21 protein-coding genes are annotated in these 22,350 nt (G+C 67.7%); 11 read left to right on the forward strand and 10 right to left on the reverse strand.

Annotation, left to right across the window (positions count from 1 at the left end; translation table 11 throughout):
- Positions 1-71 precede the first annotated feature (71 nt).
- From ABAZ39_RS06240 to ABAZ39_RS06275, 8 genes are all read left to right on the forward strand, one after another.
- Positions 72-1,163, forward strand: a complete 1,092-nt coding sequence (locus tag ABAZ39_RS06240; RefSeq protein ID WP_038530842.1) for an enoyl-CoA hydratase/isomerase family protein — start codon at positions 72-74, stop codon at positions 1,161-1,163.
- Positions 1,164-1,571: 408 nt separating this feature from the next.
- Complete coding sequence (locus ABAZ39_RS06245) at positions 1,572-2,045, forward strand: MarR family winged helix-turn-helix transcriptional regulator (RefSeq protein WP_014240398.1); 474 nt, start codon at positions 1,572-1,574, stop codon at positions 2,043-2,045.
- A gap of 331 nt (positions 2,046-2,376) precedes the next feature.
- On the forward strand, positions 2,377-3,132 hold the full coding sequence (locus ABAZ39_RS06250) for an ABC transporter ATP-binding protein (protein WP_038527746.1): 756 nt from the start codon (positions 2,377-2,379) through the stop codon (positions 3,130-3,132).
- Entirely contained in the window at positions 3,125-3,847 is a 723-nt protein-coding gene (locus tag ABAZ39_RS06255; RefSeq protein WP_038527748.1) for an ABC transporter ATP-binding protein, read from the forward strand. Before ABAZ39_RS06250 ends, ABAZ39_RS06255 begins: the two co-directional genes overlap by 8 nt.
- Before the next feature lie 43 nt (positions 3,848-3,890).
- On the forward strand, positions 3,891-5,105 hold the full coding sequence (locus ABAZ39_RS06260) for an ABC transporter substrate-binding protein (RefSeq protein ID WP_038527750.1): 1,215 nt from the start codon (positions 3,891-3,893) through the stop codon (positions 5,103-5,105).
- A 94-nt stretch (positions 5,106-5,199) separates the two neighbouring features.
- Entirely contained in the window at positions 5,200-6,087 is an 888-nt protein-coding gene (locus tag ABAZ39_RS06265; protein WP_038527753.1) for a branched-chain amino acid ABC transporter permease, read from the forward strand.
- 3 nt (positions 6,088-6,090) lie between these two features.
- Positions 6,091-7,074, forward strand: a complete 984-nt coding sequence (locus tag ABAZ39_RS06270; RefSeq protein ID WP_014240402.1) for a branched-chain amino acid ABC transporter permease — start codon at positions 6,091-6,093, stop codon at positions 7,072-7,074.
- Between the two features lie 39 nt (positions 7,075-7,113).
- Positions 7,114-7,791 (forward strand): L-2-amino-thiazoline-4-carboxylic acid hydrolase, encoded by a 678-nt coding sequence (locus ABAZ39_RS06275; protein WP_038527754.1) that lies wholly within the window; start codon positions 7,114-7,116, stop codon positions 7,789-7,791.
- A 51-nt stretch (positions 7,792-7,842) separates the two neighbouring features.
- On the opposite strand, the gene ald is transcribed toward ABAZ39_RS06275, so the two are convergent.
- On the reverse strand, positions 7,843-8,961 hold the full coding sequence (gene ald / locus ABAZ39_RS06280; protein WP_038527756.1) for an alanine dehydrogenase: 1,119 nt from the start codon (positions 8,959-8,961) through the stop codon (positions 7,843-7,845).
- Between the two features lie 365 nt (positions 8,962-9,326).
- Between ald and ABAZ39_RS06285 the strand changes: the two genes are divergently transcribed.
- On the forward strand, positions 9,327-9,893 hold the full coding sequence (locus ABAZ39_RS06285; protein WP_038527757.1) for a phasin family protein: 567 nt from the start codon (positions 9,327-9,329) through the stop codon (positions 9,891-9,893).
- 80 nt (positions 9,894-9,973) lie between these two features.
- Here ABAZ39_RS06285 and ABAZ39_RS06290 read toward each other — a convergent pair whose 3' ends face one another.
- Positions 9,974-11,509, reverse strand: a complete 1,536-nt coding sequence (locus ABAZ39_RS06290; RefSeq protein WP_051657835.1) for a bifunctional metallophosphatase/5'-nucleotidase — start codon at positions 11,507-11,509, stop codon at positions 9,974-9,976.
- Positions 11,510-11,664: 155 nt separating this feature from the next.
- Between ABAZ39_RS06290 and ABAZ39_RS06295 the strand changes: the two genes are divergently transcribed.
- A complete protein-coding gene (locus ABAZ39_RS06295; protein ID WP_038527758.1) occupies positions 11,665-12,378 on the forward strand; it encodes a type 1 glutamine amidotransferase in 714 nt (237 codons plus the stop codon).
- Positions 12,379-12,380: 2 nt separating this feature from the next.
- Here the strand turns inward: ABAZ39_RS06295 and ABAZ39_RS06300 are convergent, their stop codons facing one another.
- From ABAZ39_RS06300 to ABAZ39_RS06335, 8 genes are all read right to left on the reverse strand, one after another.
- Positions 12,381-13,991 (reverse strand): NTP transferase domain-containing protein, encoded by a 1,611-nt coding sequence (locus ABAZ39_RS06300; RefSeq protein WP_038527759.1) that lies wholly within the window; start codon positions 13,989-13,991, stop codon positions 12,381-12,383.
- Between the two features lie 15 nt (positions 13,992-14,006).
- Positions 14,007-14,723, reverse strand: coding sequence for an XdhC family protein (locus ABAZ39_RS06305; RefSeq protein ID WP_038527761.1), 717 nt, complete (start codon positions 14,721-14,723; stop codon positions 14,007-14,009).
- Positions 14,720-15,034, reverse strand: coding sequence for an XdhC family protein (locus ABAZ39_RS06310; RefSeq protein ID WP_035673760.1), 315 nt, complete (start codon positions 15,032-15,034; stop codon positions 14,720-14,722). The genes ABAZ39_RS06305 and ABAZ39_RS06310 overlap by 4 nt, the downstream gene beginning before the upstream one ends.
- Positions 15,031-16,230 carry a vWA domain-containing protein gene (locus ABAZ39_RS06315; RefSeq protein WP_038527764.1) on the reverse strand — a complete coding sequence of 400 codons (1,200 nt, stop codon included), beginning with the start codon at positions 16,228-16,230 and terminating at the stop codon, positions 15,031-15,033. The genes ABAZ39_RS06310 and ABAZ39_RS06315 overlap by 4 nt, the downstream gene beginning before the upstream one ends.
- A 6-nt stretch (positions 16,231-16,236) precedes the next feature.
- A complete protein-coding gene (locus ABAZ39_RS06320) occupies positions 16,237-17,160 on the reverse strand; it encodes an AAA family ATPase (RefSeq protein WP_038527765.1) in 924 nt (307 codons plus the stop codon).
- Between the two features lie 170 nt (positions 17,161-17,330).
- On the reverse strand, positions 17,331-18,125 hold the full coding sequence (locus ABAZ39_RS06325; protein ID WP_038527767.1) for an FAD binding domain-containing protein: 795 nt from the start codon (positions 18,123-18,125) through the stop codon (positions 17,331-17,333).
- Between the two features lie 15 nt (positions 18,126-18,140).
- On the reverse strand, positions 18,141-20,531 hold the full coding sequence (locus ABAZ39_RS06330) for a xanthine dehydrogenase family protein molybdopterin-binding subunit (RefSeq protein ID WP_038527769.1): 2,391 nt from the start codon (positions 20,529-20,531) through the stop codon (positions 18,141-18,143).
- Positions 20,532-20,568: 37 nt separating this feature from the next.
- Complete coding sequence (locus ABAZ39_RS06335) at positions 20,569-21,066, reverse strand: (2Fe-2S)-binding protein (RefSeq protein WP_038527771.1); 498 nt, start codon at positions 21,064-21,066, stop codon at positions 20,569-20,571.
- Positions 21,067-21,387: 321 nt separating this feature from the next.
- Between ABAZ39_RS06335 and ABAZ39_RS06340 the strand changes: the two genes are divergently transcribed.
- Entirely contained in the window at positions 21,388-22,326 is a 939-nt protein-coding gene (locus tag ABAZ39_RS06340) for a TAXI family TRAP transporter solute-binding subunit (protein WP_038527773.1), read from the forward strand.
- Positions 22,327-22,350: the final 24 nt, after the last annotated feature.

Raw genomic sequence — 22,350 nt, forward strand, 5'->3', positions numbered from 1 at the left:
CCACCACCCGTATCATCGCCCGAAACCGATCAATTCGCCCCACAAACGAACAAATGGAAACGACCCAAACCATGAGCGACCCCGCCCAGACCCAGATCGCCGAAACCCAAAACGCCGAGATCCTGTTCGAACGCCGAGGCTCCATCGGGCTGGTGACGCTGAACCGCCCGAAGGCGCTGAACGCCCTGACGCTGGGCATGATCCGCCTGTTCGATCCGCAGTTGCGCGCCTGGATCGCCGATCCCGAGGTCAAGGCCATCGTCGTGCAGGGCGCGGGGGAGAAGGCCTTCTGCGCCGGCGGCGACGTGGTGAACCTGTACGAGACGGGCAAGGCCGCCAAGGCGGGGCAGGACGACGGCGCGTCCATCCGCGCCTTCTTCAGCGAGGAGTACGTCCTCAACCGCCTGATCCACACCTGCCCCAAGCCCTATGTCGCGCTGATCGACGGCATCAGCATGGGCGGCGGCGTCGGCCTGTCGGTGCACGGGTCGCACCGGATCGTGACCGAGCGGACGATGTTCGCCATGCCGGAGACGGGCATCGGGCTCTATCCGGACGTCGGCGGCACCTATTTCCTGCCGCGCCTGCCCGGACAAGTCGGCATCTGGCTGGGCCTGACCGGTGACCGGTTGAAGGCGGCCGACATGATCGAGGTCGGCGCCGCCGACGCCTTCGTGCCCAGCGCCAAGCTGGAGTCCCTGATCGCCGAGTTGGCCGACGGCGTGCCGGCCGACGAGGCGGTTGCGCGCCATCGCGAGGAAGCCGGCGAACCACCGGTCGCCGCCAACCGCGCGGCCATCGACCGCTGCTACGCCCACAACGAGGTGGAGGCCATCGTCGCCGCCCTGGAGGCCGAGGGCACGGAGTGGGCCGCCGGCCAGCTCGCCACGCTGAAGCGGGTGTCGCCGACCAGCCTGAAGGTGACGCTGGAGGCGCTGCGCCGCGGCGCCAAGCTGGACTTCGACGGCTGCATGATCCAGGAGCTTCGCCTCAGCCTCGCCTTCCTCGCCCGCCATGATGTCTACGAAGGCATCCGCGCGGCGCTGGTCGACAAGGATCGGAATCCGCGCTGGTCGCCGGCCTCTCTGGCCGACGTGACGGCTGAAGAGGTGGCCGGTTACTTCGCCGAACCCGTTGGCGGGGATTTGCGCTTTACCGAATGAAGAGGCCCGCTCCCCTTTATTGCACTCTGAACGTGCACGGATGCAGGCACATTCCGCGCGTTTCTGCGTTAGTATCGGGGAAATCCTTGCGGGACTTGTCTCAAACCTGACCGTTGTTGTTGCCTGACGGTTGTTGTCGGGGGTTGGATGGGACGGGTCGGCTTGCCGCCCGGTTCGCCGGGCGGGAACGCCGCCGGGGTGCCTGGATTCCAGGCAATCCTGGCACGCGACGGGGCTTGGCGCGGCAGGACGGGGATATTCCGCAGGGCCAGGCTGTTCTACAACCCGGGCTGTGCTTTTGGGGCATTATTGAGGTGATTGCCGGACAATGATCGGTTAATCTCCGCTTAAGGACCCCGGAAAGGCCACAGGTCGGCCCATGTCCGGTACGAGCCAAAGGAGACCGCGGTGCGCAAACCCTATTATGAAAGCATCCTCTTGATCGAACGGCTTCACCGCCACTTTCTCGAGGTGCTGAAGACCGAGCTTGACCGGCTCGGTATCCAGGACATCAACAACGTCCAGAGCCTGATCCTCTACAACATCGGCGAAGACGAGATGACCGTCGGCGAGCTTACGGCGCGCGGCTATTATCTCGGCTCCAACGTGTCCTACAACGTGAAGAAGATGGTCGAGAACGGCTATCTCGGGCAGGAGCGTTCGCCGCACGACCGCCGGTCGGTGCGCGTCCGCCTGTCGGAGAAGGGCCTCGATCTCCGCGAGAAGATCAGCCGCATGTTCGAGCGCCATCTGACGGCTCTGGAGAAGGCCGGCTTCAGCGACGAGGAACTGGTCAAGGCGAACGAGACCCTGCGCAAGCTCGAACGCTTCTGGTCCGCGTCGCTCGACTACAGCGGCTTTCCGCTGACCTCGGCGGCCTGATCCGCGGCTGCCTGAGTCGTATCGGTTCCGCGGTTTCCGGCTCCTGCGTCGAAAGAGAAAGGCACGCCTCCGGCCTCGGGTCCGGGGGCGTGCCGCGAGTCGGTGTGCGGCCCTGCGTGGCCGCTTTTTTCATGCCCGCGTTTCGGCCTCCCATAGATCCTTTTTGCCGGCGGTTTTGCCGTCCGGTCATGCTTTGTCACGTCTTCGATGCTTCCGGATGGACGGGATTAAGTTCTTTCCGTAAGCTGTACGTGTGACAGATTGCTGATAACCTGAACCAAACAACAGGCGGTCTCGCGGAAGGCTGCTGAAAACAGGGAATGGGGAGGATATGGCAAGTGACGTCATTCTGGAGACGCGCGGACTGACCAAGGAATTCCGGGGCTTCGTCGCCGTCCGCGACGTCAGCCTGCGGGTGAAACGGGGGTCCATCCATGCGCTGATCGGTCCCAACGGGGCCGGAAAAACGACCGTTTTCAATCTGCTCACCAAGTTTCTTCAACCCAGCACCGGAAACATCCTGTTCAACGGGCGCGACATCACGGCGGTAAAGCCGGCGGACGTGGCGCGCCTGGGCATCATCCGCTCCTTCCAGATTTCTGCGGTGTTTCCGCATCTGTCGGTTCTGGAGAATGTGCGCGTCGGGCTGCAACGGCCGCTCGGCAACTCCTTCCACTTCTGGAAATCGGAATCGGTGCTCGACCGGCTGAACGGGCGGGCGATGGAACTGCTGGAGGATGTCGGGCTGGCTGGCTACGCCCACCGGCCGGCGGCGGAGCTTCCCTATGGTCGCAAGCGGGCGCTGGAGATCGCCACGACGCTGGCCCTGGAGCCGGAGATGCTGCTGCTGGACGAGCCGATGGCCGGCATGGGGCACGAGGACATCGACCGCATCGCCGCGCTGATCAAGCGGGTCTCGGCCAACCGCACGATCCTGATGGTGGAGCACAACCTGTCCGTGGTTTCCAACCTGTCGGACTGGATCACCGTGCTGGCCCGCGGCGAGGTTCTGGCCGAAGGTCCCTACGCCGAGGTGTCGCGCCATCCGAAGGTGCGGGAAGCCTATATGGGGAGCGGTCATGCCTGACGGCGCAACGGTGAGGACCGCGATGCTGGAGGTTTCCGATCTCCAGGCCTTCTACGGCGAAAGCCACGTCCTGCACGGGGTGAACCTGGAGGTCCGCCAGGGTGAGGTGGTGACCCTGCTGGGCCGCAACGGCGCCGGCAAGACGACCACCATGCGTTCCATCATGGGCATCGTCGGCAAGCGCACCGGCTCCATCCGATTTCAGGGGCAGGAACTGATCGGCATGGCGCCGCACAAGATCCCGCGCCTCGGCATCGGCTATGTGCCGGAGGAGCGCGGGATCTTCGCCTCGCTCAACGTCGAGGAAAACCTGACGCTGCCACCCGTCGTGAAGGATGGCGGCATGACGGTCCAGCAGATTTACGAGCTGTTCCCCAACCTTCAGGGCCGGGGCTCGACCCAGGGCACCCGCCTGTCGGGCGGGGAGCAGCAGATGCTGGCCATCGCACGCATCCTGCGCACCGGCGCCACCATGATCCTTCTCGACGAGCCGACGGAAGGGCTGGCCCCGGTGATCATCGAGCAGATCGGGGTGGCCGTCCGCAAGCTGAAGCAGCGCGGCTTCACCGTCCTGCTGGTCGAGCAGAACTTCCGCTTCGCCGCCACCATCGCCGACCGCCATTACATGATGGAGGAAGGCCGCGTGATGGACATGATCCCGAACAACCAACTCGCCGCCAACATGGAGAAGCTGCACACGTATCTGGGTGTCTGAATCAACAAGCAGAAACGCTCGAATTCGAACGGGGAGGAATGGAATGATTGCACGTCTGCTTGCCGGAGCGGCGCTCGCCGCGCTGGCCGTCGGTTCCGCGCAGGCCCAGCAGGGCAAGATCTCCGGCGACGTTGTGAAGATCGGCGTCCTCAACGACCGCTCCGGCCTCTACGCCGATTTGGGCGGCGAGGGCTCGGTGGTCGCCGTCCGCATGGCGGTCGAGGAGGTGGGCGGCAAGATACTGGGCAAGCCCATCGAAGTGATCGCCGCCGACCACCAGAACAAACCGGACATCGGCTCCAACCTCTCCCGCGAATGGATCGACCGCGACGGGGTGGACGTCATCGTCGACGTGCCGAACTCCGGCGTCGCCCTGGCGGTGCAGGAGGTGACGCGCGAGAAGAAGACGATCTTCCTGATGCAGGGGCCGGCGACCTCGCGCCTGACCGGCGACGCCTGCTCGCCCACCGGCTTTCACTGGGCCTACGACACCCGCGCTCTGGCCGTCGGCACCGGGCAGGCCATCGTGAAGGAGGGCGGCAAGAGCTGGTTCTTCCTGACCGCCGACTACGCCTTCGGCCACCAGCTTGAAACCGACACGGCCGCACAGGTGAAGAAGGCCGGCGGCACGGTCGTGGGGGCGGTCCGCGCGCCGCTGAACACGGCGGACTTCTCCTCCTTCCTGCTGCAGGCGCAGTCGTCGGGCGCGCAGGTCATCGGCCTCGCCAACGCCGGCGGCGACACCATCACCTCGATCAAGCAGGCGTCGGAGTTCGGCCTGACGCAGAGCGGGCAACAGAAGCTGGCCGGGCTGCTGATCTTCCTGTCGGATGTGCACGCGTTGGGGCTCCAGGTCGCCCAGGACCTCGTCCTGACCACCGGCTTCTACTGGGACATGGACGACGAGAAGCGCGCCTGGTCGGAGAAGTACAAGGCGAAGACCGGTAAGATGCCGACCATGGTGCAGGCCGGCAGCTACTCCTCGGTGAAGCACTACCTGAAGGCCATCGAGGCGGCGGGGACCGACGACGGGCCGACCGTCGCCGCCAAGATGAAGGAGATGCCGGTCAACGACATGTTCGCCAAGAACGGCAAGATCCTGCCGAACGGGCGCATGGTCCACGACATGTATCTGGCCCGCGTGAAGAAGCCCAGCGAGTCCAAGGGGCCGTGGGATTATTACGAGATCATCCGCACCATCCCCGGCGACGAGGCCTTCGCCACCATGGCGGAGAGCGGCTGCAAGCTGCCGGGCTGATCCCCGCCCGCCCCGGCGTTCCGTCCGCCGCCGCGTGCGGGGACGGGCGCCGGGGCGGTCACCCGCCGCGCAGAACGGCCGGAGGCGAACCACCATGTCCACCATCTTCGGCATCCCGCCGCAGGCGCTGTTCGGGCAGCTTCTGCTGGGGCTGATCAACGGATCCTTCTACGCGCTGCTCAGCCTCGGGCTGGCGGTCATCTTCGGCATGCTCAACGTCATCAACTTCGCCCACGGCGCGCTCTACATGCTGGGGGCCTTCGTGGCGTGGCTGCTGCTGACCACGGCGGGGATCGGCTACTGGTGGGCGCTGCTTCTGGCGCCGCTGGTTGTCGGCGCCTTCGGCGTGGTGCTGGAAAAGACGCTGCTCAGCCGCCTCTACAAGCTCGACCATCTCTACGGGCTGCTGCTGACCTTCGGCCTCGCGCTGATCGTGGAGGGGGCGTTCCGCCATTTCTACGGCGTGTCGGGCCAGCCCTACCCGATCCCCGATCTGCTGCGCGGCGGTCAGAATCTGGGCTTCATGTTCCTGCCCAACTACCGCGGCTGGGTCGTCGTCGCCTCGCTGGTCGTCTGCCTCGCCACCTGGTACGCCATCGAGCGGACGAAGCTCGGCGCCTACCTGCGCGCCGCCACCGAGAATCCGGTTCTGGTCCAGGCCTTCGGCATCAATGTGCCGCTGATGATCACGGCCACCTACGGGTTCGGCGTGGCACTGGCCGGGCTGGCCGGCGTGCTGGCCGCCCCGATCTATCAGGTGTCGCCGCTGATGGGCTCCAACCTGATCATCGTCGTCTTCGCCGTGGTGGTGATCGGCGGCATGGGGTCGATTCTGGGGGCGGTGCTGACCGGATATGGTCTGGGCCTGTTGGAAGGTCTGACGAAGGTGTTCTATCCGGAGGCGTCCAACATCGTCGTCTTCGTCATCATGGCCGTGGTGCTGTTGATCAAGCCCGCTGGCCTGTTCGGGCGGGAGAGGTGACCCATGGCGACCGAAATCCACGCCGTCCGCCGCGAAACCGCGGCCCCCGCCACCGGACGACCGGCCATGCCGGGCCTGCTGGCCCTGGCCGTGCTGCTGCTGGTCCTGATCGCCGCGCCCTACGTGCTGTACCCCGTCTTCGTGATGAAGGTGCTGTGCTTCGCGTTGTTCGCCTGCGCCTTCAACCTGCTGATCGGCTTCGCCGGTCTGCTCAGCTTCGGCCACGCCGCCTTCTTCGGCGGGGCGGCCTACATCACCGCCCACACGGTGAAGGTCTGGGGGCTGCCGCCGGAACTCGGCATCCTGCTGGGAACGGCCTTCGCCGCGACGCTCGGTCTGGCCTTCGGTGCGCTGGCGATCCGCAGGCAGGGGATCTACTTCGCCATGATCACGCTGGCGCTGTCGCAGATGGTCTTCTTCATGGCGCTCCAGCTCAAGTTCACCGGCGGCGAGGACGGCATCCAGGCGGTACCGCGCGGGCATCTGTTCGGGGTGATCGACCTCAGCCAGTCGATGGCGATGTACTACACGGTGCTGGCGGTCTTCCTCTTCGGCTTTGCGGTGATCTGGCGCACCGTCCATTCGCCCTTCGGGCAAGTCTTGAAAGCGATCCGCGAGAACGAGCCGCGCGCCATCTCGCTCGGCTACCGCACCGACCATTACAAGCTGATGGCCTTCGTCCTGTCCGCCACGCTGGCCGGATTGGCCGGGGGCACCAAGGCGATCGTCTTCCAACTCGCCACCCTGACCGATGTGCAGTGGCAGATGTCCGGCGCGGTGGTGCTGATGACCCTGCTGGGCGGCATCGGGACGCTGTTCGGCCCGGTGGTCGGGGCGGCGCTGGTGGTGACGCTGGAGAATTATCTGGCGGCGAGCAACCTGCCGGTGCCGGTGGTGATCGGCGTCATCTTCGTCGCCTGCGTGCTGCTGTTCCGCCGCGGCATCGTCGGAGAGATCGCCGCCCGCTTCGGCGGAAAACGCCCGTGAGTCAGAAGAAAATTGCCGTTGTTCATTTGGGAGCGCCGAATGGTTGAGACGGTCCATCCATTTTATGAGGATCATCGCAGCGCGATGGAGGCCGCCATGCGCCATCGCCTCGATCTTGCCGAAGCGATGTTGGGCGAGCACGTTCCCCCATCCAGCCTTGATGGGATCAGGCGGGAGGTGATGGACGAGTTCGCCATCGTGCTCACGCAAATGCCCTATGTCGGGGGCGCGGAGAGTCGCATGAGCGACTTCTTCATGCGTCTCCTCGGCTTCATGGCGATCAGCCGGGTGCTCCGGCGGCACGGTGTGCCGCTGTCCGTGATCGGCGACATCGAGCGGGACACCTACAAGGCCCAGCTGCTCACCGTGCCCGAAGCGGAACGCCTCGCCGCGGGGCGTCAATTCATGTCACCGGAGAATCAGGCGTTTCTCCGTGAACAGGCGGAGAAAAGCCATCAGGAGCAGTTTCCCGAAGATTTCGTCTACGACTTCGTCGAGCCGGGTCCAGGAGATCGTTTCGAGTTCGGCATCAACTACAAAGCCTGCGGTTTCTGCAAATTCGCGGCCCGCCATGGTGACAAGGACCTTCTGCCGAACATCTGCGGTCTTGATTTCGACGCCTACGCGACACGCGGCATCCATCTGGAAAGAACGCAAACCCTGGCCGGCGGCGCCAGCCACTGCGATTTCCGCTTCTCACGGCTCCGGTCGGCCTGAGTACCCGCTTTCGAAGGGGGCGGTCGCGGTCGCCCCCTCCGGGAACCGCATTCAAAGCCGCAGCGCCTCCTCCGCCGGTTGGTAACCCAGCCCCTGGGCGTCGGCCACCGCCTTGCAGGTGACCGCCCCGGCGTGGATGTTCAGCCCCGCCCGCAGATGCGGGGCGCGCGCCAGCGCCGCGCGGTATCCCCGGTCGGCGAGCGCCAGCGTGAAGGGCAGGGTGGCGTTGTTCAACGCGAAGGTCGAGGTGCGCGCGACCGCCCCCGGCATGTTGGCGACGCAGTAATGGACCACCCCGTCCACCAGATAGGTTGGCTCCGCGTGGGTGGTGGGGTGCGATGTCTCGAAGCAGCCGCCCTGGTCGATGGCGACGTCCACCACCACGGCGCCCCGCCGCATCCGCTCCACCATCGCCTTGGTCACCAGCTTCGGCGCCTCGGCCCCCGGCACGAGGACTGCACCGATGACGAGGTCGGCGTCGAGCACATGCTCCTCGATCGTGTCGACGGTCGAATAGAGCGTCTGGAGCTTGGCGCCGAATTGCAGGTCCAGCTCCTTCAGACGGGGCAAGGACTTGTCGATGACGACCACCTTCGCCTCCAGCCCCATGGCCATGCGGGCGGCGTTGGTGCCGACCACGCCGCCGCCCAGCACCACCACCTTGGCCGCCGGAACGCCGGGCACGCCGCCGAGCAGGACGCCGCGCCCGCCCTGGGCCTTCTCCAGGCAATGGGCACCGGCCTGGACCGACATGCGGCCGGCCACCTCGCTCATCGGCGCCAGGAGCGGCAGGCCGCCGCGGGAATCCGTCACCGTCTCGTAGGCGATGGCAACGGCGCCGGAGTCCAGCAACAGCCTGGTCTGCTTCGGGTCGGGAGCGAGGTGCAGATAGGTGAACAGGATCTGCCCCCGGCGCAGCATCGCGCATTCCTGCGGCTGGGGCTCCTTCACCTTCACCACCATCTCCGCGCGGGCGAAGACGGTTGCGGCGTCCGGCACGATCTCCGCCCCGGCGGCTTCATAGTGCTCGTCGTCCAGCCCGATGGCGGCGCCGGCTCCCGCCTCCACCAGCACGCTGTGCCCGTGATGCGTCAGTTCACGGACCGAGGCCGGGGTCAACCCGACGCGGTATTCATGGTTTTTGATTTCCGTCGGCACGCCGATGAGCATGGGCATCCTCCGCGGGTGGGCCGGTGCCGGACCAGGACGGGCAGCGCGCCGGCTCAGGATTTCCTTCCTCAGAATTTGGGGTGTGTTCCGGCGATCCGCATCTCACTTGCGGTGCTGCTTGGTGATTTTCTTTGGATCAATTAAAACACTCCGTGAAATTTGATGCAAAACTCATTTCAATAAATCCTGGCGGAGACTTCTCTGTATCCACAAAAAAGTAGGTAAGGTTAGTTTTTAGAGTTGTGGAACTATTCTTCGCCACCATGGTATATGGATGTTTGTGTCGCACTGCACAAAAATCGCGACACTCAAGAAAAATGGGGGGAGCGTCCGATTCGGACGGAACGAAACCAGGAGCAAGGCAGATGGCTTCAGAGAAGGACGCGCAGACCATCGCGCGCGACACCGCCGCCAAAGGCCGGAATGTTGCCGAGGACACCACGCGCCGCATGGCGGAAACCGCCGCGGAAACGACCCAGCGCGGCGCCGACACGGCCAGCGACATGATGGGAAAGGCGACCCAGGTGGCTGGCCAGGTCGCCGGTCAAACCACCGATCAACTCAACCGCATGATGGGCCTGTCCGCGGAGGCTCAGGGCGAGGTCGCCCAGCAGGCCCGCGAGAACATGGACGTCATGACGCAGTGCGGGTCCGTGCTGATGGACGGGATGCAGTCCATCATGCGCGAATGGATGGGCTTCGCCCAGGAGGCCATGGCCCGCAACGCCGAAGGCATCAACGCGATGATGCGCAGCCGGTCGGTCCAGGACCTCTATGCGGCGCAGAGCAGCATGGTCAAAGACGAGATGGAACTTCTGCTGAACCGCAGCGTCAAGGTGTCGGAGCTGTCGGCGAAAACCGCGAACGACGCGGTGCGGCGGCTGAACGCGCGGGTCGAAGGGGCCGCGCGCCACGTCCGCCGCAGCGCCTGACGCTTCACCAACGATCCATCCTGGCCTTGCGCCCCCGGACCAGCCGGTCCAGGGGCGTTCTTTTTTTGCGCGCGCTCCGGTCACTTCGCGACGATGCGGCCTTCGACCTTCGGGGCGACCGTCTTCTTCGCCTCCACGTAATCCATGACCATCGTCGCCATCAGCACGGCGCCGGAGGCGTCCACCACCGTCCGGCCGCGGGACAGCGCGGCGTAGCCGTCGCCGCCCTTCAGCATGTAGTCGTTGGTCGCCACGCGGTAGGTCCGGGCGGGGTCGAGCGGCTGGCCGTTCACCGTCACGCCGATCACGCGTGTGCCCGACGGCAGTTTCGGGTCATAGGTGAAGGTCAGGCCCGACACCTGGGGGAAGCGCCCGGCCTTGTCCTCCACCTTCGACACGCCATGCTCCAGCGCGGCCAGAATGTCGGCGCCGGACAGCAGGGTCAGCACGGCGACATTGCCGAAGGGCATCTCCGCGAAGATGTCCTTGCGGGTCAGCGAACTGCCCGCCGGGTGCAGCGTGTCGGCGCGGATGCCGCCGCCGTTGGTGATGGCGACGTCGGCCTTCAACCCGTCGCGCAGCGCGTCGGCGATCAGGTTGCCCATCGTCGTCTCCTGCGAACGGACGACGTCCTTGCGGCTGTCCAGGTCGGTTTCCGTCCGCCCGATCACCCCGGCCAGCGTGGCGTCGAGCTGGTCGGTGTAGCGCTTGACCAGCGCCCCGACCTCGGAGTCCGGAGCCACCCCGGCGGTGGTGACGAAGCGCCAGCCGGCCGGAGCGACGGTGGTCGCCGGCCCCTTTTCGGTCGCTTTGGTGCTGACCGCCAGATCAATGACGCCGAGGTAATGGCCGTCCGCCCCGGCCTTCAGGATCAGGGTCGATCCCTCGTAGAAGCTGATAGGGTCGTGGTCGTGGCCGCCCAGCACGAGGTCGATGCCCTTCACCTTGATGGCCAGATCACGGTCCTCCGTGATGGTCTGGTGGGTCAGCGCCACGACGATGTTCGCCCCCGCGTCGCGCAGCGCCTTCACCGCCAGGGCCGCGGCGGCCTGCACGTTGGTGAAGGTGGCCTCCGCCCCGCCGCTGGACAGATGCGCGGTCTCCGGCGTCAGGACGCCGAGGAAACCGACCTTGACGTCGCCGACCGTCTTCGTCCAGGTGGCGACCGAACCGGGAAACGGTTGGCCGTCCGGTCCGGCGATGTTGGTGCCGACCCAGGGGAACTTCGATTCGGCGATGCGGGCCTTCAGCACCTCCGTGCCGAAGTCGAACTCGTGATTCCCGAAGCCGACGACGTCCACGCCCATGGCGTTGAACAGGTCGGGCATCTGCGCGCCCCGCGTCGTCCCGGAGAGCAGGGAGGGGGACAGGAAATCGCCGCCCACCGTCGTCAGCGCACCGGCGCTGCGTTCCCGCTCCGTCTTCAGCACCGTCATCAGGGGGGCGAAGCCGCCGCGGCCCTTCACCGGGGAAATCTCGTAGATGTCGTTGAAGTGCAGGAAGGTCACCGTGCCGTTCTGCGCGGCGGCGGAGGTCGGGAACAGCAAGGTCGCGGGGAACAGCAGGGTGCCGGCAAGGGCGGCGGCCCCCGCCAGCGTGCGAATCCGGGTCAGCATCGATCACGTCTCCCTGGGGAAGTTGAAAGGCTTCCTTCGCGTCATCGCACTGTACGCCGTCCCGCGGCGCGGCGCATAGCCGCCTTGCGCCGCTTGATTTCGCCGCCTCCGCCGCTCATGAACGGGGCATCCGCTTTCACCGACGTGGCCCCTCCATGCGCATCCTGGTCGTTCAGAACAACCGAAACGCCCCCGCCGGACTCGTCGGGGACGCGCTGACCGAGTTCGGCGCGACGCTGGTCACCGTCGCCGCTGACGAAGGGGAGGTTCTGCCCGCCACGCCGGAGGGCTATCACGGGCTTCTGGTTCTCGGCGGACCGCAGGACGCCTGGAACGACGGTCAGGGGCCGCACTTTCCGCGGGTCATGGAACTGATCCGCGCTTTCTCGGCGGAAGAGCGCCCGGTGATGGGCATCTGCCTGGGGGCGCAGTTGGCCGCCCGCGCCTTCGGCGCCCGCGTCTACCGCCATTCGGTGGCGGAGATCGGCGTGGGCGCGGTGCGGCTGTTCAACGCCGCTTCGGACGATCCGCTGCTCGGCGGGCTGGCACCGGAGCTGCACATGGTGCAGTGGCACTACGACACCTTCGAATTTCCCGAGGGCGCCGTGCCACTGGCCTGGAGCGAAGCCTGCATGCGTCAGGCCTTCCGGCTCGGCCGCAACCTCTACGCCTTCCAGTTCCACCCGGAGGCCGACGCCGCCATCGTCCGCGGCTGGGCGGAGAAATTCGGCGTCGACTCGCGGGAGCGCAACCGGGCCGTCCTCGACGGGCTGGACGCCGCGCTGGAGCGGCACCTGCCCGCCGCCGAGGCGGTCGCCCGGACGATCTCCCGCCGCTGGCTGGATCTGGTGATCGAACGGGCGGCCTGACCTTACCCGCGAAGCTCCGCCAGCAGGTCCGGCGTGTCCACGTCGTAGAGAATGCCGCCGTCCTCCACCGGCACCTCGACCACCTGATCGGCGTGGGTGGCCAGCAGGGTTTTGGCCCCGGCATCGCCGCTCAGCTTCGCCATCTCCGCGAAGAAGCCGCGGTCCCACAGGACGGGATTGCCGCGCTTGCCATGGATGGTCGGGACGCAGACGGTCCGACCCTCCAGCGGGTTGTGGGCGGCGATCAGCCGGTCGATGGCCTGCGGCGTGACTCGCGGCATGTCGCCGAGGCACACCACCACACCGTCGATATCCGCCGGCAGGGCGGCCAGCCCGGCGCGCAGCGAGGCGCTGAGCCCGTCGGCGAAGGACGGGTTGTGGACGATGGTCAGCGGACGCCCGGCCAGCGGCGCGGACACTGCCTCCGCCATGTGGCCGGTCACCACCACCACCGGCTTGGCCTGCGAGGCCAGCACCGCTTCGACCGTGCGGACGACCAGCGGCTCCCCGCCGACATCGGCGAGCAGCTTGTTGCTGCCGCCCATCCGGCTCGACCGTCCGGCGGCCAGAACCAGCGCGGCGATGCGCGGCGCGCGCGGCGGTTCCACCGCGACGGTGCCGGCCCGTGGCAGGGGCCGGCTGGGGATCTCGGCCAGCAGGCCACCCACGCCCATGCGCATGACGTCGGCCCGCGTCACCGGAATCCCCGCGGCGATGCGCTGGAGCACCCAGTCGAAGCCGTTCAGCTTGGGCGACCGCGCGCAGCCCGGCAGGCCGAGCACCGGCGTCTCCCCGATGTGCGCGATCAGCAGCAGGTTGCCGGGGTCGACCGGCATGCCGAAATGCTCGATCACGCCGCCCGCCCGCTCGATGCCCGCCGGCAGCACGTCGCGCCGGTCGGTGATGGCCGAGGCCCCGGCGATCAGCAGCAGGTCGACGCGCCCCGCCGCCGCGATGGCGTCGGCGAGCGCCGCCTCGCCATGGTAGCAGCGCGAATCGCGGACCAGCCGCCCGCCCATCGCCTCCAGACGTTGCCGCGTCACGGCCACGGTCTTGTCGAGGACGCTGTCCTTCACGCCGGGCAGGCGGGTCTGGATCAGCGCGGCGGTCAGCGGACGGAAGGGGGCGACGCGCAGCGCCGGCATCCCGGCGGACGCCTCGACCTCCGCCCCCTCCACGGCGCCGCGGGGGGCGGCGAAGGGGATGATCTTGACCGTGGCGACCATCTGGCCGGGCTCGACCGGCGCAAAGGCGGGCAGGGTGGCGACCGTTACGCTTTCGTCGATGAGGTTCAGCGCGTTGATCCGTTCGACATCCGGAACGAACAGGCCGCGCGATTCGGCAAACAGGTTGACGCGCCCGGTGAAGGCGGCCCCGACGGTGATCTCCTGCCCCTTCAGGGCGGCGGCGATGCGGGCGGCGGCGGCGTCCTCGCCCACGTCGTCAGGACCGGGCTTGGCGACGGTCACCGTGGTAAGGCCGGCGTCGCGCAGCGCCGTCACGTCTTCGGCGCTGAGGACGCGGCCCTTCTTGAAGCTGACGGAGCCGCGGCGGACCGAATGCGCCAGAATGGCGCCCTCCAGTTCCCGCAGGGGCAGCGGGCCGAAAAACATGGTGATGAACTCCTGTCAGACCGCGCCGGCCTTGCGCCGCACGGCGGTGATCTGAGCCATGACCGACAGGGCGATTTCCGCCGGGGTCACGGCGCCGATGTCCAGCCCGACCGGGGCGTGGATGCGCGCCAGCTCCGCGTCGGTCACGCCCTGCTCTTTCAGCCGCTCCAGCCGCTTGGCGTGGGTGCGCTTGCTGCCGAGCGACCCGACGTAGAAGGCCGGGGAGCGCAGCGCCACCAGCAGCGCCGGGTCGTCCAGCTTGGGGTCGTGGGTCAGCGTCACCACGGCGGTGCGGTTGTCGATCGTCAGGGCGGACAGCGCCTCGTCCGGCCAGGAATCGTGCAGGAAAACGCCGGGAAAGCGCGATTCCGTGGCGAAGGAGCCGCGCGGGTCGATCACCGTGACGGCGTAGCCGGTCAGCGCGGCAAGGGGGGCCAGGGCCTGGGCGATGTGCACGGCGCCGACCACCAGCAGGCGCAGCGGCGGGTTGTGGGTCTGGACGAAGAGCTGGACGCCGTCCTCCTCATCCTCCAAATCGCTGATGAGGCCGGAACGATCCTGGCGCAGCCGCTCCCGCACCTCCTCCAGAAGGTCGTCCTCGAGCCCGAAACCGCCGTGGATGGCGTCCTCGTAGACGAGAGTCTGCAGACCGGTGCCGAGGTCGGTGACCAGGGCCACGGGACGCCCGGCCTTGCGGGCGGCGAGCAGCCGTTCGGTGATGTCGCGCTTCATTCCACGGCCTCGACATAGACCTGCACCCGGCCGCCGCAGGCCAATCCGACCTCCCAGGCCATTTCGTTGCTGACCCCGAACGAGATCATCCGGGGCTCGCCATCCTCCATGGTCTTGCGCGCCTCGTGCACCACGGCCCCCTCGATGCAGCCGCCGGAGACCGAGCCGATCATCGAACCGGCGTCGTCCACCGCCATCTGGCTGCCCACCGGGCGGGGGGAGGACCCCCAGGTGGCGACCACCGTCGCCAGGGCCACCTTGCGGCCCTCCGCGCGCCAGCCCGCGGCCTGCTCCAGAATATCGTCCTTCATGCGGCCTCCTTCAGCCACTTGCGCAGGCTTTCGGCCCGTCGCGGCCCGTCGCGGTTCAACGCGTCGGCGAGCCCGGCCAGACTGTTCAGGTTGTGGACCGGGCGGAAGTCGTCCACATGCGGCAACAAGGCCCGGATACCGCTGGATTTTGGTGCGAACCCCTCCCACCGCAAGAGCGGGTTCAGCCAGACCAGTCGACGGCAGCTCTTGTGCAGGCGTTCGGCCTCCGTCGCAAGCCCTTCGCCGGCATCCCGGTCCAGCCCATCGGTGATGAGCAGAACCACCGCCCCCTGGCCGAGAACCCGACGCGCCCAGGTCCGGTTGAAGGCGTGCAGCGCCGTGCCGATGCGCGTCCCACCCGACCAGTCGGCCACCGCCGCCGACACGGCGTCCAGCGCCACATCGACGTCCTTGTGCCGCAGATGGCGGGTGATGTTGGTCAGGCGGGTGCCGAAGACGAAGCTGTGCACCCGGTCGCGGTCGTTGCTGACCGCGTGCATGAAATGCAGCAGCATCCGCGAATAGCGCGTCATGGAGCCGGAGATGTCGCACAGCACCACCAGCGGCGGCGGGCGCGTTCGGCGGCTGCGCCGCGCCAGATCGGCGAGATCGCCGCCGGAGCGCAGCATCCGCCGCAGCGTCGCCCGCGGGTCCACGCGTGGCCCCCGCGGGTCGGGGCGGTGGCGGCGGGTCGTCACCTCGGCCACCGGCAGGGCGATGCGGGCGAGCATCCGCTTGGCCTCGGCCATCTCCGCCGCCGACATTTTCTCGAAATCCTTCTCCTGCAATCGTTCCTGGGCCGAAACGGTGAAGGCGGCATCCACCTCGATCTCCGACTTCTCCGGACCCTCGGCCTCCGGCGCGGTTCCGCGCAACGCATCGGCGACGCGGCGGGACATTGGGTCCTGCGTGTCCGGCGACTCCGTGCGGATGGTCGGCAGCATCAGCCCCATCATCCGTTTCAGGATGTCCGGGTTGCGCCAGAAGACGTGAAAGGCCTGGTCGAAGACCTCGCGCTGGTCGCGCCGGTTCACGAAGACGGCGTGCAGCGCCCAGTAGAAGTCCGCCCGGTTGCCGATCCCGACCGCCTCAACGGCTTCCACGGCCTGGAGCAGCTTGCCCGGCCCGACCGGCAACCCCGCCGCCCGCAGCGCGCGGGCGAAATGCATCAGGTTGATGGCGAGGCCGCCTTGCATGGCCGCTCACCGCGCCGTGCCGGCAGCGAGTTCCGTCTTGACTTGGGCCAGGATGCGCGCGGCCTCGCTGCCCTGGATGCGGGCGATGTCGTCCTGGTATTTCAGCAGCGTGCCCAGCGTGTCGTTGATGACCGAGGGCTCAAGCTCCAACTGGTTCAGCTCGACCAGCGCCTGCGCCCAGTCCAGCGTCTCCGCCACGCCCGGCGCCTTGTAGAGGTCCATCCCGCGCAGGCTCTGTACGACGCCGACGACCTGGGCGGCCAGCCGCGCGTCGGCGTTCGGCGCCTTCACCGCCAGGATGGCGCGCTCGCGCTCGGCGTTGGGGTAATCGACCCAGTGGTAGAAGCAGCGCCGCTTCAGCGCGTCGTGAATCTCGCGGGTGCGGTTGGAGGTCAGGATGACGATGGGCGGCTCCGGCGCTGTGACCGTCCCGAACTCCGGAATCGAGACCTGGAAATCGGAGAGGATTTCGAGGAGATAGGCTTCGAACGGCTCGTCGGTGCGGTCCAGCTCGTCGATCAGCAGGACGGGAGGACCGGCCAAGTCGGGTTCCAGCGCCTGGAGCAGCGGGCGCTTGATGAGGAAGCGCTCGGAGAAGAGATCGGCGCTGAGCGCGTCCCGGTCGCGGTCGCCCGACGCCTCGGCCAGCCGGATTTCCATCATCTGCCGGGGATAGTTCCACTCATAGACCGCCGCGGCGACGTCCAGCCCCTCGTAGCATTGAAGCCGGAGCAGGCGCCGGCCCAGCGTGGCGGACAGCACCTTGGCGATCTCGGTCTTGCCGACCCCGGCCTCGCCCTCCAGGAACAGCGGGCGCCGCAGCTTCAGCGCGAGGTACAGCGCCGTCGCCAGCGAGCGGTCGGCGACGTAGTTCCCCCGCCGCAGCAGGTCCAGCGTGTCATCAACGGAAGCGGGGAGGGTGTTGGGCATGGTGGGCGGGATGCCTTACAGGGTGCGGTAACCCTCTCCCCTCCGGGGAGAGGGTGGCCCGGAGGGCCGGTGAGGGGGATGTACATGGCGGTACGTTCGGCAAAAGCGCAACCCCCTCACCCTAACCCTCTCCCCAGAGGGGAGAGGGGACTTTCACAGTGAAGGGACTTTTACCCACACGCCTCCACCGCGCGCCGCGCCATCACCCGCACCAAGTGGGCGCGGTAGTCGGCGCTGGCGTGGATGTCGGCGTTCAGCCCGGCCGCCGACACCGACGCGCCGTTCAGGGCGTCGGCGCGGAAGTCCTGGGCCAGAGCCGCCTCCATGTCGTCCGCCCGGAAGACGGACGGACCGGCGCCGGTCACTGCCACCCGCACCTCGCTCCCGAACACGGCCACGAACACGCCGACGATGGCGTAGCGGCTGGCCGGGTTGCGGAACTTGGCGTAGGCGGCCTTGTCGGGCGTCTGAAAATGCACGGCGGTGACGATCTCGCCGGGCTCCAACGCCGTCTCGAACATGCCGGTGAAGAAGTCGTCGCCCGCGATCTCCCGGCGGTCGGTCCGCAGCGTGGCCTTCAGCGCGACGACCGCAGCCGGGTAATCGGCGGAGGGGTCGGCGTTGCAGATCGACCCGCCGAGTGTGCCCATGTTGCGCACCTGCCGGTCGCCGATGCCCTCGGCGAGGCTGGCCAGCGCCGGGATGACCCGTTGCACCGTCTCGGAATGGGCGACCTGGGCGTGGCGGGTGAAGGCGCCGACGGTCAGGCCGCCGGCCTCCTCCCGGATGCCCTGAAGCTCGGGAATCTGGCCGAGGTCGATCAGGTCGCTCGGCCGGGCAAGGCGCTGCTTGAGCGTCGGCAGGAGCGTCTGTCCGCCGCCCAGCAGTTTCGGGTCCTCGAACTGGCCGAGCAGGGCGACGGCGTCGGCGATGCTCTTGGGGCGGTGATAGGTGAAGGCGTACATGATGTCTCCTCCCTCTTATTCGGCCGCCTGGGCGGGGGTGTGGCGCCGGATCGCCTGCCAGACCCGTTCGGGGGTCGCCGGCATGTCGAGATGGGTGACGCCGTACTCGGACAGGGCGTGCACCACCGCGTTCATCACGGCGGCCGACGCGCCGATGGTCCCGGCCTCGCCGCAGCCCTTCACGCCCAGCGGGTTGTGGGTGCAGGGCTGGTCCTCGTGGTAGCGCACGGTGAAGGACGGCACGTCGTCCGCCCGCGGCATGCAGTAGTCCATGTAGGAGCCGGTGATGAGCTGGCCTGAGTCCTCGTCGTAGACGCAGTTCTCGTAGAGCGCCTGCCCAATGCCCTGGACCAGCCCGCCATGCACCTGCCCCTCGACGATCAGCGGGTTGATGACCCGCCCGAAATCGTCCACCGCGGCGAAGCTCGCCACCTGGACCACGCCGGTGTCGGGGTCGATCTCCACCTCGCAGACGTGGCAGCCGTTGGGGTAGGTGAAGTTCTTCGGGTCGTAGAAGGCCTGCTCGTCCAGCCCCGGCTCCAGCTCGTCCAGCGGGAAGTTGTGCGGGACGTAGGCCTGGAGGGCGATGTCGCCGATGGTCAGGGCCTTGTCGGTGCCCGCCACGACGAAGCGCCCGTCCTTCACCTCGATGTCGGCCTCGGCGGCCTCCAGCATGTGGGCGGCGATCTTCTTGGCCTTGCGCTCCACCTTGTCCATCGCCTTGACGATGGCCGACCCGCCGACCGCCAGCGAGCGCGAGCCATAAGTGCCCATGCCGAAGGGGATCTTGCTGGTGTCGCCGTGGACGATCTCCACATTCTCGATGGGCACGCCGAAGCGCTCGGAGACGAGCTGCGCGAAGGTCGTCTCGTGGCCCTGCCCATGGCTGTGGGAGCCGGTGAAGACCGTCACCGAGCCGGTGGGGTGGAAGCGCACCTCCGCCGATTCATAGAGGCCAGCCCGCGCGCCCAGAGCGCCCGCGACGTTGCTCGGCGCGATGCCGCAGGCTTCGATGTAGGTGGCGAAGCCGATGCCGCGCAGCTTGCCCCGCCGGGCGGATTCGACCTTGCGCGCCGCGAAGCCGTCGTAGTCCACCAGCGGCAGGGCGATGTCGAGATTTTTGGCGAAGTCGCCGGTGTCGTACTGCAGCGCCACCGGCGTCTGGTAGGGCATGGCGCTGGCCGGCACGAAGTTGCGGCGGCGCAGCTCCGCCTTGTCGATGCCCGTTTCGGCGGCGGCGACCTCGACCAGCCGTTCGATCAGGTAGCAGGCCTCCGGCCGCCCGGCCCCGCGGTAGGCGTCCACCGGCACGGTGTTGGTGAAGACCGCCTTCACCTCGGCGTAGATCGCCGGGGTCTTGTACTGGCCGGCCAGCAGCGTTGCGTAGAGGTAGGTCGGGATCGACGGCGCGAAGGTCGACAGATAGGCGCCCATGTTGGCGATGGTCGCGACGCGCAGCGCCAGGAAGTTGCCGTCCCGGTCCATCGCCAGCTCGGCGTGGCTGACATGGTCACGGCCGTGGGCATCGGTCAGGAAGCTCTCCGAGCGTTCGGCGGTCCATTTCACCGGGCGCCCGACCTTCTTCGCCGCCCAGGTGACGACGGCCTCCTCCCCGTAATGGAAGATCTTGGAGCCGAAGCCGCCGCCGACGTCGGGGGCGACCACGCGCAGCTTGTGCTCCGGGATGCCCAGGACGAAGGCGCCCATCAGCAGGCGGATGACGTGCGGATTCTGGCTGGTGGTGGTCAGCGTGTGCTCGCCGGTCGCCCGGTCATACTCGCCGAGCGCCGCCCGCGGCTCCATGGCGTTGGGGACGAGCCGCTGGTTGACGAGGTCGAGTTTCGCCACATGCGCCGCCTGCGCAAAGGCCGCGTCCACCGCCGCCGCGTCGCCGAGATGCCAGTCGAAGCAGAGGTTTCCGCCGACGTCGTCGTGGACCAGCGGCGCGCCGCCCTCCAGCGCCTTCAGCGAGGTCACCGCCGCCGGCAGCTCCTCGTAATCGACCATCACCAGTTCGGCGGCGTCCTTCGCCTGCTCGCGCGTCTCGGCGATCACCACGGCGACGGCGTCGCCGACGTAGCGCGCGCGGTCGCGGGCAATCGGGAAGTGCGGCGGCTCCTTCATCGGGGAACCGTCCTTGGAGTGGATCTGCCAGCCGCAGGGCAGGCTGCCGACCTTGTCGGTCTCCATGTCGGCGCCGGTCAGCACGGCGATAACGCCAGGGGCCTGCATGGCCTCGGCCGCGTCGATCCCGATGATGCGGGCGTGGGCGTAGGGGGACCGGACGAAGACCGCGTGGGTCTGGCCGGGCCGGTTGATATCGTCGGTGTAGGTGCCGCGCCCGGTCAGGAAGCGCGCGTCCTCGCGCCGGCGCACGGAAGCGCCGATGCCGGTGGGGTTCGCCATCTTCGTGTTCCTCCCATGTGAGCCTTGCTTCCGCCCGTTATTCGGCGGCGGCCTTCATCGTGCCGCCCTGCATCGCTTCCGCCCCGGCCATCACCGCCTTGACGATGTTGTGGTAGCCGGTGCAGCGACAGATGTTGCCCTCCAGCCCTTCGCGGACCTCGTGCTCGCTGGGGGAGGGGTTGGTGGTCACCAGATCGACGGCGCTCATCACCATGCCCGGCGTGCAGAAGCCGCATTGCAGGCCGTGATGCTCGCGGAAGGCCGCCTGCATCGGGTGCAGCGTGCCGTCCGCCGCCGCCAACCCCTCGATGGTGGTGACCGCGGCGCCGTCGGCCTGGGCGGCAAGCATGGTGCAGGACTTCACCGACCGCCCGTCGATGTGGACGACGCAGGCGCCGCACTGGCTGGTGTCGCAGCCAACATGGGTGCCGGTCAGGCCGAGCTGGTCACGGAGGAAGGTGACCAGCAGGGTCCGCTCCTCCACCTCGCGCGAGACCGCCTTTCCGTTGACGGTCATGGAAACGGTACACGACATCCGCTGTCCTCCCATTGTTTGGTGACGTTCTGTTGCCTCGGACTTTCGCGACGCTTCTTTCGACGGGTTCTTTCGACTCTGCGGGATAAAGTGTGGCGCAGGACCAACCGGAACAAGGATAGGGGGGCGCCGTCCTATCCGGTCAAGACGCCGTTCGGCCTCCTCCGAAGGGAGAGTGCTTGTGCCGAACCGCCGCGCGCCTATCGGTTCCTACGGACTGGCGGACCCACCGACCACAAGTTAGGATAGCCAACAATCCGACGCAAACCAAAGCGTCTTACGAACGATCCGCAACGGACAGCCTTTTGGGAGGGCAGAAGTATGAAGCGTTTCCTGGCCGCGGTCGGCGTCTGCATGCTCACCGCGCTGCCGGCCCAGGCCGAGCAGTTCGTCACCGTCCTGACCGGCGGCACCAGCGGCGTCTATTACCCGCTGGGCGTCGCGCTGTCGGGCATCTACGGCAAGGCCATCCCGGGGGCGAAGGTCACGGTCCAGGCGACCAAGGCGTCAGTGGAGAACCTGAACCTCCTTCAGTCGGAGCGCGGCGAGATCGCCTTTTCGCTCGGCGATTCGCTGAGCGGCGCCTGGAAGGGCGACGAGGAGGCCGGCTTCAAGACCAAGCTGACCAAGCTGCGCACCGTCGCCGCCATCTACCCCAACTACATCCAGATCGTCGCCAGCAAGGACTCCGGCGTGAAGACGCTGGCCGACCTGAAGGGAAAGCGCGTGTCGGTCGGTGCGCCGAAGTCGGGCACGGAGCTGAACGCCCGCGCGATCTTCGCCGCCGCCGGGCTGGGCTACAAAGATTTCGCCAAGACCGAGTATCTGCCCTTCGCCGAATCGGTGGACCTGATCAAGAACCGGCAGCTCGACGCGACGCTGATCTCCGCGGGGCTCGGCGTGGCGGCGATCAAGGATCTGGCGACCTCGCAGGACATCACCATCGTGTCGATCCCGGCCGACGTGATCCAGAAGGTCGGCGATCCCGCCTACATCGCCGAGACCATCCCGGCCAACAGCTACAGCGGCCAGAGCGAGCCGGTGCCGACCGCGGCGGTGCGCAACCTGCTGGTCACCCATTCCGGCGTGTCGGACGACGCGGTCTACGCGATGACCAAGGCGATGTTCGAGAATCTCGACGCGATGGGTGCGGCCCACGCCGCCGCCAAGCAGATCAAGCTGGACGCCACGACCATCCAGTCGCCGGTGCCGCTGCATCCGGGGGCGGAAAAGTTCTACAAGGAAAAGGGCCTGATGTAAGCGCGCCGCGTCGTCCCGGAACCC

The sequence above is a fragment of the Azospirillum argentinense genome, assembly GCF_000632475.1.
Lineage (GTDB): Bacteria > Pseudomonadota > Alphaproteobacteria > Azospirillales > Azospirillaceae > Azospirillum > Azospirillum baldaniorum.